Below are 15,960 nucleotides of genomic sequence, written 5' to 3'. Positions count from 1 at the left end.
GCTCAGAGCAGGCTGTCCGCCAGCTCCAAAGCCCGCAGGGCGATGGCGTCCATATTGTAATACTTATACTCCGCCAGTCTCCCCAGCAGATAAAGGTTCGGGTACGCCCCGGCCAGGGCGGCATATTTGCCGTAGAGGGCGTTGTTTTCCGGGTTAATGATGGCGTAGTATGGGATCTCCCCCTCCGCCCCGGTGTAGGCTCTGGAGAATTCCTTCATAATGGCGGTCTCCGACTTGACCTTCTGCCCGGTGAGGTGCTTGAACTCGGTGATACGGGTAAAGGCCTCATCCACCGTATAGTTCACCGTGCCGTGGGTCTGGAAAGCGTCCTGCTTCAGCGTCTCAAACTGGAAGTCCAGCGTCCGATAGGGCAAGGGGCCGAACCGGAAGGCGAACAGCTCGTCAGCCTGGCCGGAATAGATGACCGGGCCGTCAAAGACTTTTCCGTCCAGCTTGACCACGCCCGACCCCAGCTCCAGCCGCTTCAGGGCGTCACAGCCTGTTTCCACAGTGATATTGGGGTGATCCAGCATCCGCTCAAACAGCGGAGTGTATCCCTCCAGGGGCATGCCCTGGTAGGCATCCTGGAAGTAGCGGTCGTCCCGGGAGAGGAACACCGGCACCCGGGCGGTGGTGTTGGGGTCGATCTCCTCGGGAGTCTGACCCCACTGCTTCATGGTGTAGTGGACGAACACATGCTCGTAGACATAGTCGGCCAGGGCGGAGATCTCCGGATCCGGGTTCTGCCGCAGCTCCAGAATGGTGACCTTCCGCTCCGCGCCGTATTCGGCGATGAGCTTGTCCCCCAGCCGCTTGCCCTCCCCGGCGCCAAAGGCGGTCTCCAGGCTTGTCAGGTTGAAGGGCACGGGATACTGCAGCCGTCCGCCCTTGCCGTCAGGGATGTTGGCCACCACCCGGTGCTGGTAGTCCCGCCACTTGGTGAACCGGGACAGGTAGTCATAGACCCGCTTTTCATTGGTATGGAAGATGTGGGGGCCGTAAAAGTGGATGACGATGCCCCCCTCGCCGGGGCCGTCGTAGGCGTTGCCGCCCACATGCTCCCGCCGCTCCAGCACCAATATCTTTTTGCCTCCGTCCTCCGCCAGGCGGCGGGCGGTCACCGCCCCGGCAAAGCCGGCGCCGACGACCAAAACGTCATAGTGTTCCATCACTTTCTCCTTGCGCGCTTTGTGCTTAAGTCTATCACAGACTTGTCAGAAAAAAAGAAAGATTTCCTTAATTTTGCCGAAAATCAGCAAAAGCAGTCCTTATAGTGGGCAATGGCGGAGCGGATGACCTCCTTGGCCTCCTCGGCGCCCTTGGTGTCGCCGGCCACGGTGTCCTTCCCCTCCAGGTTCTTATACACGGTGAAGAAGTGGCTCATCTCCTCGAAGATATGGCTGGGCAGCTCGGTGATATCCTTATAATTATTGTAAGTAGGATCGGCGAAGGGGATGGCAATGATCTTCTCGTCGTTCTTGCCGTCGTCCAGCATGGAGATGTAGCCGATGGGATAGCACCGCACCAGGGTCAGGGGATCCAGCTCCTCGGAGCAGAGCACCAGCACGTCCAGGGGGTCGCCGTCGTCGCCGTAGGAGCGGGGGATAAAGCCGTAGTTGGCGGGATAGTGGGTGGAGGTATAGAGGATACGGTCAAGAATGATGAGGCCGGTGGATTTGTCCAGCTCGTACTTCTTCTTGCTTCCCTTGGGGATCTCCACCACCGCCAGGAAATCCTCGGGGGTGATGCGCTTGGGATCCACATCGTGCCAAATATTGGTCATGGGAAAACACTCCTTCTCATTTGCTTTATCGGTTGATATTTCATTATAAACGTTTCACCGGGGAAATACAAGGAAGAAAATGACGCGCTCCCCCCGGCGGGGCGTCTCAAGGGCAAATATCACAAAAGTTTTCTCATATTTCGGGATAATTCATCAAAAAATGCAGGCTTTGTAAATTACTTTATATTTTTCTGGCCCTTATTGTGTTACATTAATTTTTGTTCCAAATTGTGAAAAGGGAGGCAATCTCAAATGGAATTCGGTTTCCTTAGTGTAATTCCGTCCATCCTGGCCATTGTCCTGGCCCTGGCGACAAAGAATGTGTTTCTGGCTTTGTTCGCCTCTTTGCTGGTGGGCAACTTTATGCTCTCTGGCTACAGTCTCATCGGGATGCTGGAAGGCACCAAGAACATGATCGTCGGTGTGTTCAGTTCCTCCTCCAGCACCTCCATCATCATCCTACTCACCCTGGGCGGCATGTTTTACCTGATCGAGAAAGCGGACGGCCTGAAGGGCTTTACGGCGCTGATGATCAAAAAGCGCAGCGTGGTCAAGTCCCGGGTGGGCGCGGAGCTGTTCACCTGGCTCATCGGCGTTCTGGTGTTCATCGACGGCACCCTCAGCGTCATGATCACCGGCTCCATCTCCCGCCCCCTGACCAAGGCATTCGGCATCTCCCCGGAGAAAACGGCCTGGATCGTCCACTCCACCGCCACCCCCATGTCCATTCTGATCCCCATTGCCGCTTATGGCCCCTACATCGCCAGCTTCATTGAGGCCCAGGGCATCGAAAACCCCACCGCCCAGATGGTGCAGGGCATCGGCTTTAACTTCTACTGCATCCTGGCCGTCATTGGCGTGGCCGCGATCATCCTGCTCCGGAAGGACTTCGGCCCCATGAAGCAGGTCGAGGCGGCCTATCTCTCCTCCGCCACCGGCAGCGTCTCCAATGATGACGCCGACGAGGTGGACGGCGACCCCGCCAAGGCAAAATTCCTGCTCATCCCCATGATCCTGATGATCGTGGTCACCATTGCCTACATCTTCTACAGCGGCGGCGGCAGCCTCATGGGCGGCGACGCTGAGACCGGTCTGATCTTCGGCATCATGGCCGGCTCCATCTACACCATCATCGCCATGACTGTGGCCAAGATGGGTTCCCTCATGGATAACATCGGCATTTTTATCACCGGCTGCGGCAACATGATGGACATCGTCACCGTCATGGTCTTCGCCTACGCGCTGAGCGACCTGCTGGGCGGCCTGGGCACTGCCGGCTACCTCTCCGCTGCGCTGGTGAAGCTCATCAGCCCGGCCATCTTCACCGCTGTGGCCTTCCTGTTCACCTGCCTGATTTCCTTCTCTACCGGCTCCAGCGCGGGTACCATCGCCATCATGATGCCCATCCTGCTGCCCATGGCCATGGCACTGAATGTCCACATCCCCATGATCGTGGGCGCCATCGCCGGCGGCGCCGTGTTTGGCGACCACACCTCGCCCATCTCCGACACCACCATCATGTCCTGCTCCTCCACCGACTGTGACGTGGTCTCCCACGTTAAGACCCAGCTGCCCTACTCCCTGTGCTTTGCGGGTGCGGCGCTGGTGCTCTACCTGATTCTGGGCTTCGTACTGTAAACCGGCCCAGACAAAACCCACTCAAAACTCGCGCGAAGCCGTCCGGCCCGTCCGGGCGGCTTCGCTCCATACAAGGAGGGATCCGCCATGACATATGATTTTGACCGGGTCATTGACCGTCGGGGCCGCAACAGCGCAAAATGGGACCGCCGCTTTATCGGCGAGGGGGAAAACGCCCTGCTCCCCTTTTGGGTCGCCGATACCGACTTTGAGACCCTGCCCGAAGTCAAACAGGCCCTGTCCGACTGTGTGGAGCACGGCATCTTCGGCTACACTCTGCCCCCCGAGGGTTGTCCCGCCGCCGCCGCCCGCTGGCAGCAGGTACGCCACGGCTTCCACGTGGAGGAGGAGTGGATCAGCTTCCTGGCCGGCATCGACTGTGCCATCGCCACCGCTGTTCAGGCCCTCACCCAGCCGGGGGAGGCCGTACTCATCAACACGCCCATCTACACCCCCTTCTTCGAAATGGCAGAGCGCTGCGGCCGCCAGGTCATCGAAAGTCCCATGCGCCTGATAAACGGACGGTATGAGTTCGACTTCGACGACTTCGCCCAAAAGGCCAAGCAGGCCAAGCTCTTCCTCCTCTGCAACCCCCACAACCCCACCGCCCGGTGCCTGACCCGGGAAGAGCTGGAAAAGCTCGGCGCCATCTGTGAGGAGAACGACCTGCTCATCCTCTGTGACGAGATCCACGCCGATATTGTCTTCGACGGCCACCGGCATATTCCCCTGGCCTCTCTGTCCCCGGAGCTGGCCCGCCGCACCATCACCTGCACCTCCCCCAGCAAGACCTTCAGTGTGGCCGGGCTGGTGGCCTCGGTCATCATCATCCCCGATCCGGAGATTCGCCGACGGTTTATCGAGGTGAAGGAGCGCAACAGCATCAACACCGGTATCCTGGGCCTGGTGGCCATGGAGGCGGCCTACCTCCACGGGGACGCCTACGCCGACCAGGTCTGCCGCTATCTCCAGGCCAACCGGGACTTTGCCGTGGACTTCTTCCGGAAAAACATCCCCGGCATCACCCCCATCGTGCCGGAGGCCACCTTCCTTTTATGGCTGGACTGCTCCGGCCTGGGCCTCCCCCGTGAGAAGCTGGAGGGCTTTTTCACCTCCGCCGGGCTGCGGCTATCCGGGGGAAGCGCCTACCGGGAGCCCACCGGCCAGTTCGCCCGGCTGAATTTCGGCTGTGCCCGGGCCACCCTGGAGCAGGGGCTGACCCGCATTGAAGCCGCCGCTAAGGCCCGTCTGGGCTGAGGAACCCATAAAAAACAGAAAAAGAGAGCGGGGCCGTCACCCAAGGGTGGCGGCCCCGCTCTCTTTTTAGGGGAAAACTTACTTCATGCCGTTCTCGTAGGCCTCGATCATCTTCTTGACCATCTGGCCGCCGACAGAACCGGCCTGCTTGCTGGTCAGGTCGCCGTTATAGCCCTGCTTCAGGTTGACGCCCACCTCAGTGGCAGCCTCCATCTTGAACTTGTTGAGGGCCTCGCGGGCGCTGGGGACAACAGACTTATTGTTGCTCATTGTTCGCATCTCCTTTTTCTTTTTTGTTCTCTCTTCGAGATTCGTTCGGATCGAGAATCCGAGCATAGTTTGACCCCGGCGCAAAGAGATATGCGCCGGGGTCACTGTCAATTCATGGAGTTTTTTATTTTATTTAGAGATGCGTCAGCCCGTTCCTTACAGGTTCACCACATTGATGAGCTTGCCCTCCAGATACGCCTTGGCGTTGGCCACCGCGCAGTCCATGATGCGCTGGCGGGGCTCCTTGGCGGCCCAGGAGATGTGGGGGGTGATGATGCAGTTCTTAGCCGACAGCAGGGGATTGTCGGCCTTAATGGGCTCGGTGGAGACCACGTCCAAGCCGGCGGCGGCGACCTTGCCGGAGTTCAGGGCGTCGGCCAGATCCTGCTCCACCACCAGAGGGCCGCGGGAATTGTTCAGGATGATGACCCCGTCCTTCATCTTGGCGATGGTGTCCTTGTTGACGATGCCCTGGGTGTCGGGGAACAGGGGGCAGTGAAGGGCGATCACGTCGGAGGAGGCCAGCAGGGTATCCAGATCCACGTACTCAGCCAAGGCCTTTCCGCTTTCATTGGGGTGGTTGTCATAGGCCAGCACTTTCATGCCCAGGGCCTTGGCGATCCTGCCCGTGGCCTGGCCAATGCGGCCGAAGCCGATGATGCCCATGGTCTTGCCGTCCAGCTCAATGAGGGGATAATCCCAGTAGCACCAGTCGATGTTATTCGTCCAGTTGCCGGCGTGCACGCTCTCGCTGTGGTGGCCGATGTGATGGCAGATCTCCAGCAGCAGACCGATGGCGAACTGACCCACGCTGGCGGTACCATAGGTGGGCACATTGGTCACAGGGATCTTCTTCTCAGCGGCGTAGGCGTAGTCCACCACGTTGTAGCCGGTGGCCAGCAGGGAGATAAATTTCATGTTGGGGCAGGCGTCGATCACCTTGCGGGTGATGGGGGTCTTATTGGTATAGACCAGCTCCGCGTCACCGATGCGGCGGATGATCTCCTCCTCGTCGTTCACCGGGGTGCGGTCGTACACCGTCAGCTCTCCCAGAGCCTCCAGCTCTCCCCAGCTCAAATCGCCGGGATTTTCCGTATATCCATCCAGTACTACGATCTTCATGTTTTTCCTTCTTTCCTTAGTCTTCCAGCAGGGCCCAAGCCCGGTTCAGACACCGCTTGGTATTGGCCAGAACGGTCATTTCGTCCTCATCGGCGGTGGGCTGGACTTCCATGGACAGCACCATGGGGGCGTCGGCGTTGAAGAAGCCCTCCTCCTTCAGCACCCGCAGGTAGTCCAGCAGCTCAGGGGTGTCGTTGGCACTGTTGGGGTAGCCGAAGCGCTGGTGCAGGTCGCCATAGCCGGGAGCGTCAGGGTCGGCCACCGCGTTGCCGAAGTGCAGGTGGGTGATATAGGGACGGCAGGTACGGATCACATCCTTGGCGCACTCGTGGCAGATGGGGAAATGGGACAGATCTACCAGCAGGCCGAAATTGGGGCAGACGGTGCGCACATCGGCGGCGAACCGGGCTGCCAGAGGGGCCGGGCCGATGAGAGATGCCTTATCCACATCGTAGTCAAAGACCTCCAGCTCCACATTCATCCCCTTGGAAGCGGCATAACTACACACATTGATCGTGGTTTTCAGCAGCTGGGCATAAGCTTCCTGCTTTGTCTCCTCCTGCCACTTGCCGGACAGGAAGGCGATGCCCTTGGCGCCGAAGAACTCCGCCTTGTCCAGGGAGTCCTTGAGGGCGTCCTCAGCCTTCTGACGGCCCGCCTCATCCAGGTCGTTGGGGTTCAGCTTGGGCCCCAGAAGGGCGGGCTGGGCGCCGTAGCACACCTTCAGGTGGGACTGCTCCAGCAGGGCCTTGGCCTCGTCCATGATGCTCCCAACCTTGTTGACGTTGATCTCAATGGCATCGAAAAAGTCGTCACGGCAGATGGTCTTCAGAGACTCCAGCCCATCCATGCGGGGAAAGCTCATCCACTGGATAGTGCCCACCTGAAAATACTTATGAATAGAATCTTTCATTTTTATCACTCCTCCGGAGCCCAATTTTTGATGTTGGCAATGGAACCACCCATATCGCACAGCTGGGTCTTGATGCAGATGGCGTCAATGAGATAGCAGCGGCCAGAGGCCTGGGTGGAGGCTTTGGCCCGCACCAGAGCCGCCTTCAGCTCCTCGGGGCTGAACACCCGCTCGGCCACACAGCCATAGGCCTCGCCCAGCTTGACGTAGTCGATGGTGCCGTCCTGGTTGTAGGGCATATCCACCGCGTACTCGAAGCCGTAGCCCTTCTGGTTCTGGCGGATCAGGCCCAGGTAGGCATTGTTGAGCACCACCACAATGATGGGCTTGTGGAAGGCGGAGGCGACAGCGATCTCCTCCCCCATAAAGGTCAGGCCGAAGTCGCCCACCACAGTGACGCTGTGATGATCGGGCTGGGCCACCTTCACGCCGAAGGCGGCGGGGATCTCGTAGCCCAGGGTGCCGGCGCCGCCGGAGGGCAGGTACTTGCCGGCCTTGTTGATCTTCTGGAGCTGGCCGCTCCAGATCTGGGTAATGCCGCAGCCGGAGGTGAAGTAGGTCTCGTCGCAGAAGGCCTCGTTCACCTCCTGGAACACCCGGTGGGGCATCATGGGGCTGCAGGGGTAGTCGGTCTTCCGGGCCAGCTCCTTGCGCAGGGAGGCGATGGTGGCGGCCCGCTGGGGGTTAATGGGCTTCACGCCCTGGGCCTTCACCTCGGCCAGCAGAGCCTCCACGGCCAGCTTGGCGTCAGAGACGATGCCCAGGTCAGGCTCAAAGACCATGCCGATCTGAGTGGGCTCGATGTTGATGTGGATGAACTTCCGGCCCTCCCGGTAGGTCTTCAGGTCGCCGGTATGACGGTCGGAGAAACGGTTGCCGATGGCCAGCACCATGTCGGAGTCCAGCAGCACCCGGTTGCCCACAGGCTGACCCACCTGGATGCCGGCGTGGCCGGCATTGAGGGGATGCTCCTCCGGAATACCGCCCTTGGCCTGGTAAGTGGTGATGACGGGGATCTGCAGCGTCTCAGCCAGCTCCACCACCTTGTCGGCACAGTGGCTGATAAAGCAGCCGCCGCCCATGATGATGACAGGGGCCTTGCTGCCCTTGAGCATCTCCACCGCTTCCTTGATCTTGGCAAGGTCGGGCTTCACCGCGGGAACGGGCTTGGGCTCGTAAGCGTCGATGTCGAACTCCAGCTCAGACAGCTGCACGTTCAGGGGCATCTCGATGAGCACGGGGCCGGGACGGCCGGCGCGCATCAGGTAGAAGGCCTCCTTCATGATCTCAGGCAGCTCGGCGGCGTCCTTGACGCACCAGGCCTTCTTGGTCACGGTCTTGACGATGTCGGGCATGTCCACACACTGGAAGGGCTCCTGCTTGAGCTGGGCCACGTTGGCCTGGCCCACCACGCACAAAACCGGCATAGAGTCGATAAAGGCGGTGTAGAGACCGGTGACAAAGTTGGTGGCGCCGGGGCCGGCGGAGCAGATCGCCAGGGCGATCTCGCCCCCCTTGGCCCGCTGATAGCCGTCGGCGGCATGTACACAGGCTTCCTCATGCCGCATGGTAAAATGCTGAATATCCGCAGTTTCCAGATACTTGTATACGGGATTGATGGCCGCGCCGGGAATACCGAAGGCGGTTTTGATCCCCTCCTTTTCCATGATCTGCACCATGGCTTGCGCTGCTGTCATTTTCATAACACTACTCCTTTTCGCATCATTTTGATATTTTATTCTATGAAATTTGATTTCATTTTTATGATACCATATTTCCTTCTGGGTGTCAATGCGTTTTTGGGGGACAAACCCCTCATTTTTATGGATCTCCATGCACAAAATGCCCAGGACGCCGCACAAGCGGTATCCTGAGCACTTCCCTATTCTCCGGCCCCTTGCCCGCGGGTCATTCCTTCCCCGCGGCTTTGGCATCGTAGGCCAGCAGCTTGGAGATATCCTCTGCCGTCTCCACCACCAGAGGGGCCACCTTCTCGATATCCGTCATCGGCAGCCGGGAGAGGGGGCCGGAGACGCTGATGCCGGCCACAATGCGCCCGGTGTAATCCCGGATGGGCGCGGCCACACAGCGGGCGCCCAGCTCGCACTCCTCATTGTCCATGGCATAGCCCTGCTTCCGGATCCTCTCCAGCTCCTCCAGCAGGGCCTTCTTGGTGGTCAGGGTGTTGGGGGACAGGACGGGCAGGCCCTTCTCCTTGATATACCGGTCGATGGCCTTGTTGTCATAGTTGAGCAGCAGCAGCTTGCCGATGCCTGTAGCGTGCATGGGGGCCCGTTTGCCGATGCGCTGCATGATCTTGAGCATATTGTCCGGCCCATCCTGCACGTCGGTGTAGACCACCTCCATATTCTCCTCCACCGCCAGGCAGGAGGACTCGCTGCAGCTGCGGGAGAGCTTCACCAAAAAGGGATGGGCGATGTCCCGGAGACTGACGGTCTCACAGACCACGCTGCCGATCTGGGCAAACTTCAGCGAGAGGGAATACTGCAGGCTGACGGGATCCTGGTTTATGTAGCCGTACACCAGCAGGGTGTTCAGCATACGAAGTACCGTGCTCGCCGGCATCCCACAGGCGGCGGCAATGTCCTGGAGGCGCATGGGGCTGCGCTCCTTTGCCAGAATTTCAATGATTTGGAGGGATTTCTCCACAGATTGGTTCAGTTTTGAGAGCTTAGCCGGCATAATTTGGATCTCCTTTTCTTTCCCATTCCTTATTGTGACCCCGCCTCATCCTCCAGCCACCGGGTGGCACAGTGGGCCAGGCAGGCGGGGGCAAAGTTCTCCGCCGTCGGTCACGCGCTCCCGGTGTCCACCAGGATGTTGTCCGTGCCGTGCTGCTCGAACTCAGCGATATATGCCTCAATACGGGAGGCCAGTTCCTGGTAGTTGCTCTCGTCGATGGGCACATCGTCCATATCCCTTCTCGCCAGATCCTCGGCCAGGATATCAAAAAAGACGTTATTTTCATATTCGATGATGGCCTCGTGGATGCCGCCCTCGGCAAATGCCTGAGAGGGCACGGCAGCGCCCTGCCAATACTCCGTGAGGGTATCCATCCCCAGCTCCTTGGCCCTTTGGAACAGGAGACTCTCCACCTCGTCATAATCGGCGAAGCGATCCTCCCCCCGGGTGGAGTTCAAGATCCAGTTGCCGATATAGGCCATATCCAGCAAGCGGCGAAATTGCTTGCGCGTCAACTCTAAACGCATGATGGGCGCACCTCCCTGCCCGAATAAACGAAGTTCTTTCACGCTCCAGTTTACCCTATATTATAATCCCACATTGAAAAATGTCAAACAGACCACGCCGCCGCTTTTTGGAAAGGGCCGAAAAAATCCACTTGCCTTTCCCGTCAAAAGGACATATCATAAGAAAGTGACCCGTTCATAAAATATTTCCAGATCACAGACGAAGGAGTGAGAGGTATGGATCCACGGCCCATCGGGGTCTTCGACTCCGGCCTGGGCGGCCTCACCGCCCTGCGGGAGCTGCGGCGGCTGCTGCCGGGAGAGGAGCTCATCTATTTCGGCGACACCGGCCGGGTGCCCTACGGCGGCCGCAGCCGGGAGATCATTCTGCGCTATGCCCGGCAGGATGTGGCCTTTTTGCGCTCCTTTGATCCCAAGGCCATCATTATCGCCTGCGGCACCGTCTCCGCCAACGCGCTGACCGAGCTGTCGGCGGAGAACGACCTGCCCATCTTCGGAGTAGTGGGCCCCGCGGCCCAGGCGGCCGCGGCGACCACCCGCAACGGGAAGGTGGGCCTTATCGGTACGGCGGCCTCCATCCGCTCCGGGGCCTATGAGCGGGAGATCGCCCAGCTGGCCCCCCGGCTGGAGGTCTTTTCCCGGCCCTGTCCCCTCTTCGTCCCCCTGGTGGAAAACGGCCGCTTCCGCCCCGGCGACCAGGTGGTGGAGCTGGTGGCGGAGGAATACCTGCAGCCCCTGCGCAGCGCCGGAGTGGACACTCTGGTGCTGGGCTGTACCCACTATCCCCTCCTGCGGGACGTGGTGGGCCAGGTCATGGGCCCCCAGGTGACGCTGATCGACACCGGGGCGGTCTGCGCCGTCCACGCCGCCCGGGCTTTGGAGGCCCAGGGCCTTCTGGCCCGGCGGGAGACGGGACAGCGCCGCTATTTCGTCAGCGACTCCACCCAGGACTTCGCCCGGCTGGCGGGCATTTTCCTGGGCGAGGACGTGGAGGGCAGCGTAGAGCGGATCGAGATCGAAAAATACTGATCCTATTTCACCGCCGCCGCGTAGAGCTCGTTTCGGGAAAGACCCAGGGCCTTGGCGGTCTGCTTTACCGCATCCTTGCGGGACAGCCCCTGGGCGCAGAGCGCCTCCACCTGTTCCAGGGCCTCCTCTATGGAGGCCCTCTCCTCTTCTCTGGGCGCCGCCCCTTCCACCACCAGCACGAACTCTCCCCGGGGGCTCTGGCCCTCGTAATGCTCCGCCGCCTGGCCCAGGGTCGTGCGCAAGACCTCCTCGTGGAGCTTGGTCAGCTCCCGGCACAGGGCGACGCGCCGCTGTGGCCCAAAGGTCTCCCTCAGATCGGCCAGGGTGGCCATAAGCTTGTGGGGGGCCTCGTAAAAGATCATGGTGCGCTCTTCTGACCCCAGGCTCTCCAGCTGAGCCCGGCGGTTTTTTCTGTTCATGGGCAGAAAGCCCTCAAAGGTAAACCGGGCCGTGGGCAGGCCGGACACGCTGAGGGCAGTGGTAAGGGCACAGGGCCCCGGCAGGGCCGTCACCACCACCCCATGCCGGGCGCACAGAGCCACCAAAGCCTCCCCGGGGTCGGAGACGGCGGGAGTGCCCGCGTCGGTGACCAGGGCCACATTCTCCCCGGCCAGGAGCCGTTCCAAAAGCTGCTCCCCCGCCAGGTCGGTGTTGTGGCGGTAATAGCTCACCAGGGGCTTTTTCAGCCCCAGATGGTTGAGCAGCTTCAAGGTCACCCGGGTATCCTCGGCGGCGATGAGATCCACCGCCCCCAGCACCTCCGCCGCCCGGCGGGAGACGTCCCCCAGGTTGCCGATGGGGGTGGGCACCAGATAGAGCGTTCCGGCCATGGCTTGGCCTCCTTTACAGATGATCGGGCAGCACGGCCAGTCCGGGCCGGCCGCCCTTTACCGCCTCCAAAAGCACGGCGTAGGGCTCCTTTTCCGGGCTGTGGCGGCAAAATTGGAGCCGCTTGGGCTCCAGGCCCTCCCGGCACAGGGCGCTCATCAGCTCCGCAAGACGCTTCGGGTCGTGTACCAGGGTGAAGCGGCCCCTGTGGGACAGGGCCCGTCCGGCGGTGGCGCACAGCTCCGGCAGGGCGCACAGCTCCATCCGTCCGGGGCCGCCCTCTTTCCCCGCGCCCTTGGCGTACCAGGGCGGATTGGACACCACCAGGTCGGCCCGCGGCAGGGCGCACGTCCGCAAATCGGCGGTCAGGATCTCCCCTTCCAGGCCGTTTTCCGCCAGGTTCTCCCTGGCCAGTTCGGCGGCCCGGGGTTCGATCTCCACGCCAAGGAGGGAAACCGAGCGCTCCCTCTCTTTGCACAAAAGCAGCAGCAGCCCCGCCCCGCAGCCCAGATCCAGCACGGCGTCCCCACTCTTCAGGGTGCAGAACCGCCCCAGGGCCAGGGAGTCCGCACCCAGGGGAAAGCAGGTCTCCCCCCAGCGGTAGGTATAGCGGCCCAGCCGCTCCATGCCGCCCTTCACAGCGCCTCCACCAGGCCCTTCACCATCCGGGCGGTGAGGCCCCAAATGGGACGGCCCCGCCACATCCACACTGGTACGGAGCACTCTCCCCGCAGCCACTGGTAGCCCTGGGGGAACCCCAGCCTGGCGTGGGGAAAATCCTCCGGGGGCAGGGTGACCACCTGGCAGGTATATTCCTCCGGCGGCGTATCCCGAAAAAAGTCCAGGGGAACGGTAAACACCTCCGCCACCTCGTCCCGGTTGAGCTTCAGCGCCTCCCGCCAGCCGGGCAGGAGCCGTCCCACCACCGGCCGGGTGCAGAATCCGGACTGGTGGCGCACAAGGGGCAGCCGGGGCCCCAGCTCGAGGCTCTCCCTGTCCAGGCCCAGCTCCTCCCGGGTCTCCCGCGCGGCGGTCTCCTCCGGGCTCTCCCCCGGCTCCACAGCCCCGCCGGGAAAGCACACCTCCCCCGGCTGGCGGCGCAGGCCGGCGGCGCGCACCTCAAAGAGGAGGGAGAGCCCGTCTTCCTCCTCCACAATAGGCGCCAGCACGGCGTATCCCAAATTTTCTCTCTCCGTCCGTCCGCTCAGGCGGGCAGTCAATTCCCCATAGGTCATGGCGTTCCTCTCTTATCCCAGCAGCCTCCGGCCCCGCGCCAAAAGCTTGGTGTAGATGGGATCCATCTGCCACTCGTTGGTCCTCTCCAGAAGTCCCTCCGCCGGAAGCCAATCCACGGCGGTGTTCTCCCCCTCCCGGGCACACAGCGGCCCGTCCCGGTCGGCGGTGAGCAGATAGGATACGTTCAGATGCAGGTGGCTGGGGACGTACTCTCCCCGCTTCACATGGCCCCAGACGGGCAGGATCTCCAGGGAGGCGATCTGCCTGGAGATGGGGCGGAGCCCACTGGCCCCGGTCTCCTCCTCCGCCTCTTTCAGGGCCACCTTCAAAAGGTCGCCCTCCCCGTCGGCGTGGCCCCCCGTCCAGGCCCACACCCGGTAGATGTTGTGGTGGGCCATCAGCACCCACTCCCCGTCGGCGCTGAGAATGAATCCGGAGGCGGTCATGTGGGCCGCCCTGTTCTCCCGAAGAAGAATGGTGTCCGGATCGCGGCGGATATAGTCCAGGATGATCTCCTTCTCCGCCGCCTCGGCCTCGTCCTGGGGGATATAGGCCTCAATGTCGTCAATGTACATAATGTTCTCCTCTTCAGGCAAGAGATATGCCGCCGGCCGCTCTCATCTCCGCCGATAGGTCACATACCGGAAGCGCAGGCCCTTTTCCTCTAAAACAGGGCCTTCTTCCACCGCCTCCCACTCCGGCGCGGCGTCCAGATCGGGAAACCAGACGTCGGCGGGGAAGGCGGACAAGACCTTGGTGACGTACACCAGGTCGCAAAAAACTAATAACTCTCTGTATATACTACCGCCGCCGATCACAATACTGTCATCGGTTTTGGCCGCCAAAAGGGCGGGAATATCGGAAAAAACCTCTCCGCCCTCCACCTGGAAGCTGGGGTCGCGGGACAGGATCAGGTTCCGCCGCCCCGGCAGGGGACGCCCCCCGGGGAAGGTGGTCAGGGTCTTCCGCCCCAGGATCACCGGGTGGCCCAGAGTCAGCGCTTTGAACCGCTTCAGATCCGCGGAGATGCGGCACAGCAGCTCGCCCTCATGGCCGATGGCCCAGTTTTCATCCACCGCCACGATGGCCTTCATACCGCCACCTCGATCTTCTCGTCCAGCTCGTGGGCCTGGTAGCCCTCCAGCCGGAAGGAATTTTTGGTGAAGGCGTAAAAGTCGGTGACCTCGGGATCCATCCACAGCTTCGGGGCGGCGAAGGGCTCCCGCTTCAAAAGTTCCTCCACAATGGGCACGTGCCGGTCATAGATATGGCAGTCGGCGATGACGTGGACAAGCTCCCCCGCCTCCAGGCCGGAGACCCGGGCGAACATCATCAGCAAAACGGCGTACTGCATCACGTTCCAGCCGTTGGCGGTGAGCATGTCCTGGCTGCGCTGGTTCAGGATGCCGTTGAGCGTGTTGCCGGAGACGTTGAAGGTCATAGACCAGGCGCAGGGCTGAAGGCCCATCTCCTTCAGGTCGTGATGGTTGAAGATGCTGGTGACCATTCGACGGGAGGCGGGGTCGCGCTTCAGGGCGCGTAGCACCCAGTCCACCTGATCCATCCGCCCCTCGGGAAAGTCGTACTCCACCCCCAGCTGGTAGCCGTAGGCCTTGCCGATGGAGCCGCTCTCGTCGGCCCAGGCGTCCCAGACATGGCTTCCCAGGTCGTGGATGTCGCTGGACTTCTTCTGCCAGATCCACAAAAGCTCGTCCACGGCGCTTTTCAGATACTGCCGCCGCACCGTCAGGATGGGGAACTCCTCCCGCAGGTCGTACCGGTCTATCACGCCAAAGAGCTTCACCGTGTGGGCAGGGGTGCCGTCGGCCCACCGGGGGCGGACGGCCTGGCCGGTGTCCCAAACACCCTTTTCCAGGATATCCCGGCAATTTTTCAAAAACAGCTGGTCGGCACGGCTCATGGAAGAAGTCCCCTTTTTGCTCTGTTTATGATTGTTATTATAGCGGAATAGGACACAGAACGCAAGGAGAAAGGCCGACTCTTGACATCCCACGAGCAGAATACTATAATGTAGCCGCCCAATAAAAACATACAGAAGGAGTGTTTATCATGCTGGATAAAAAGGTCATCAAGCTGCTCAATGACCAGGTGAACAAGGAGATGTACTCCGCCTATCTGTACCTGGATTTCTCCAACTACTTTAAGCACGTGGGCCTGGACGGGTTCGCCAACTGGTACGAGGTGCAGGCCAAGGAGGAGATGGATCACGCCATGCTCTTTGTGAAGTATCTCCAGAACAATAACGTGGCTGTGGAGCTTGCCGCCATCGCCAAGCCCGACGTGAAGCTCACCGACACCATGACCGTGCTCAAGGCCGGCCTGAAACACGAGGAATATGTCACCGATCTCATCCACACCATTTACGACGCCGCCGCCAAGGTGAAGGATTTCCGCACCACTCAGTTCCTGGACTGGTTCGTCAAGGAGCAGGGCGAGGAGGAGGTCAACGCCAACGACATGATCTCCAAGATGGAGCTCTTCGGCGGCGACGCCCGGGCCCTGTACCTGCTGGACAACGAGCTGAAGAGCCGGGTCTACTCCGCGCCCTCCCTGACACTGTAAGCAGTTCCGGCTCTATTATGGGGAAAAAGAAGCGGGGGGGGGGGGGGGGGGGGGGGGGGGGGGGGGGGGGG

General features: G+C 61.1%; 18 protein-coding genes. 4 read left to right on the top strand and 14 right to left on the bottom strand.

From position 1 onward, the window contains the following. Positions 1–2: 2 nt before the first annotated feature. Together glf and NFR87_RS06370 are read right to left on the bottom strand one after the other, a co-directional pair. Positions 3–1,169 (bottom strand): UDP-galactopyranose mutase, encoded by a 1,167-nt coding sequence (gene glf, locus NFR87_RS06375; RefSeq protein WP_251447943.1) that lies wholly within the window; start codon positions 1,167–1,169, stop codon positions 3–5. A gap of 83 nt (positions 1,170–1,252) precedes the next feature. Continuing rightward, positions 1,253–1,783: an inorganic diphosphatase gene (locus NFR87_RS06370; RefSeq protein WP_251447941.1), complete on the bottom strand. Its 531-nt coding sequence runs from the start codon at positions 1,781–1,783 to the stop codon at positions 1,253–1,255. Positions 1,784–2,035: 252 nt separating this feature from the next. On the opposite strand from NFR87_RS06370, the gene NFR87_RS06365 reads away from it, so the two are divergent. Then, positions 2,036–3,421 carry a Na+/H+ antiporter NhaC family protein gene (locus tag NFR87_RS06365; RefSeq protein WP_251447939.1) on the top strand — a complete coding sequence of 462 codons (1,386 nt, stop codon included), beginning with the start codon at positions 2,036–2,038 and terminating at the stop codon, positions 3,419–3,421. 87 nt (positions 3,422–3,508) lie between these two features. Further along, positions 3,509–4,678 carry a MalY/PatB family protein gene (locus tag NFR87_RS06360; protein WP_251447937.1) on the top strand — a complete coding sequence of 390 codons (1,170 nt, stop codon included), beginning with the start codon at positions 3,509–3,511 and terminating at the stop codon, positions 4,676–4,678. Positions 4,679–4,756: 78 nt separating this feature from the next. Here the strand turns inward: NFR87_RS06360 and NFR87_RS06355 are convergent, their stop codons facing one another. The 6 genes from NFR87_RS06355 to NFR87_RS06330 form a co-directional block, all read right to left on the bottom strand. Then, the gene (locus NFR87_RS06355; protein ID WP_251447935.1) at positions 4,757–4,957 is read right to left on the bottom strand and encodes an alpha/beta-type small acid-soluble spore protein; all 201 of its coding nucleotides are present in this window, start codon (positions 4,955–4,957) and stop codon (positions 4,757–4,759) included. A gap of 147 nt (positions 4,958–5,104) precedes the next feature. Continuing rightward, entirely contained in the window at positions 5,105–6,070 is a 966-nt protein-coding gene (locus NFR87_RS06350) for a D-2-hydroxyacid dehydrogenase (RefSeq protein ID WP_251447933.1), read from the bottom strand. Positions 6,071–6,086: 16 nt separating this feature from the next. Next, entirely contained in the window at positions 6,087–6,983 is an 897-nt protein-coding gene (locus NFR87_RS06345) for a sugar phosphate isomerase/epimerase family protein (protein WP_251447931.1), read from the bottom strand. A gap of 5 nt (positions 6,984–6,988) precedes the next feature. Next, positions 6,989–8,686, bottom strand: coding sequence for a thiamine pyrophosphate-dependent enzyme (locus NFR87_RS06340; protein WP_251447928.1), 1,698 nt, complete (start codon positions 8,684–8,686; stop codon positions 6,989–6,991). Between the two features lie 205 nt (positions 8,687–8,891). Then, positions 8,892–9,686, bottom strand: coding sequence for an IclR family transcriptional regulator (locus NFR87_RS06335; RefSeq protein ID WP_251447926.1), 795 nt, complete (start codon positions 9,684–9,686; stop codon positions 8,892–8,894). Between the two features lie 110 nt (positions 9,687–9,796). Continuing rightward, positions 9,797–10,213, bottom strand: coding sequence for a hypothetical protein (locus NFR87_RS06330; RefSeq protein ID WP_251447924.1), 417 nt, complete (start codon positions 10,211–10,213; stop codon positions 9,797–9,799). Positions 10,214–10,429: 216 nt separating this feature from the next. On the opposite strand from NFR87_RS06330, the gene murI reads away from it, so the two are divergent. Next, on the top strand, positions 10,430–11,242 hold the full coding sequence (gene murI, locus NFR87_RS06325; protein ID WP_251447921.1) for a glutamate racemase: 813 nt from the start codon (positions 10,430–10,432) through the stop codon (positions 11,240–11,242). 2 nt (positions 11,243–11,244) lie between these two features. Here murI and rsmI read toward each other — a convergent pair whose 3' ends face one another. The 6 genes from rsmI to thyA are packed head-to-tail and all read right to left on the bottom strand — an operon-like array spanning position 11,245 to position 15,227. Continuing rightward, entirely contained in the window at positions 11,245–12,072 is an 828-nt protein-coding gene (gene rsmI / locus NFR87_RS06320; protein ID WP_251447918.1) for a 16S rRNA (cytidine(1402)-2'-O)-methyltransferase, read from the bottom strand. 13 nt (positions 12,073–12,085) lie between these two features. Beyond that, positions 12,086–12,709 carry a tRNA1(Val) (adenine(37)-N6)-methyltransferase gene (locus NFR87_RS06315; protein ID WP_251447915.1) on the bottom strand — a complete coding sequence of 208 codons (624 nt, stop codon included), beginning with the start codon at positions 12,707–12,709 and terminating at the stop codon, positions 12,086–12,088. After that, positions 12,706–13,305, bottom strand: a complete 600-nt coding sequence (locus NFR87_RS06310; RefSeq protein ID WP_251447911.1) for an NUDIX hydrolase — start codon at positions 13,303–13,305, stop codon at positions 12,706–12,708. Before NFR87_RS06310 ends, NFR87_RS06315 begins: the two co-directional genes overlap by 4 nt. Before the next feature lie 12 nt (positions 13,306–13,317). After that, the gene (locus tag NFR87_RS06305; protein WP_251447908.1) at positions 13,318–13,881 is read right to left on the bottom strand and encodes an NUDIX hydrolase; all 564 of its coding nucleotides are present in this window, start codon (positions 13,879–13,881) and stop codon (positions 13,318–13,320) included. Positions 13,882–13,923: 42 nt separating this feature from the next. Then, a complete protein-coding gene (locus tag NFR87_RS06300; protein WP_251447906.1) occupies positions 13,924–14,400 on the bottom strand; it encodes a dihydrofolate reductase in 477 nt (158 codons plus the stop codon). Continuing rightward, the gene (thyA, locus tag NFR87_RS06295) at positions 14,397–15,227 is read right to left on the bottom strand and encodes a thymidylate synthase (protein WP_251447903.1); all 831 of its coding nucleotides are present in this window, start codon (positions 15,225–15,227) and stop codon (positions 14,397–14,399) included. Before thyA ends, NFR87_RS06300 begins: the two co-directional genes overlap by 4 nt. Positions 15,228–15,376: 149 nt before the next feature. Between thyA and NFR87_RS06290 the strand changes: the two genes are divergently transcribed. Next, positions 15,377–15,889: a ferritin gene (locus NFR87_RS06290; protein ID WP_251447900.1), complete on the top strand. Its 513-nt coding sequence runs from the start codon at positions 15,377–15,379 to the stop codon at positions 15,887–15,889. Positions 15,890–15,960: the final 71 nt, after the last annotated feature.

Origin of the sequence: Vermiculatibacterium agrestimuris (assembly GCF_943193085.1) — a bacterium.
In the GTDB taxonomy this organism is placed as follows: Bacteria; Bacillota; Clostridia; order Oscillospirales; family Oscillospiraceae; genus Vermiculatibacterium; species Vermiculatibacterium agrestimuris.
Note: the sequence above shows the minus strand (reverse complement) of the source record. Positions and strands in the feature narration are given on the sequence as shown.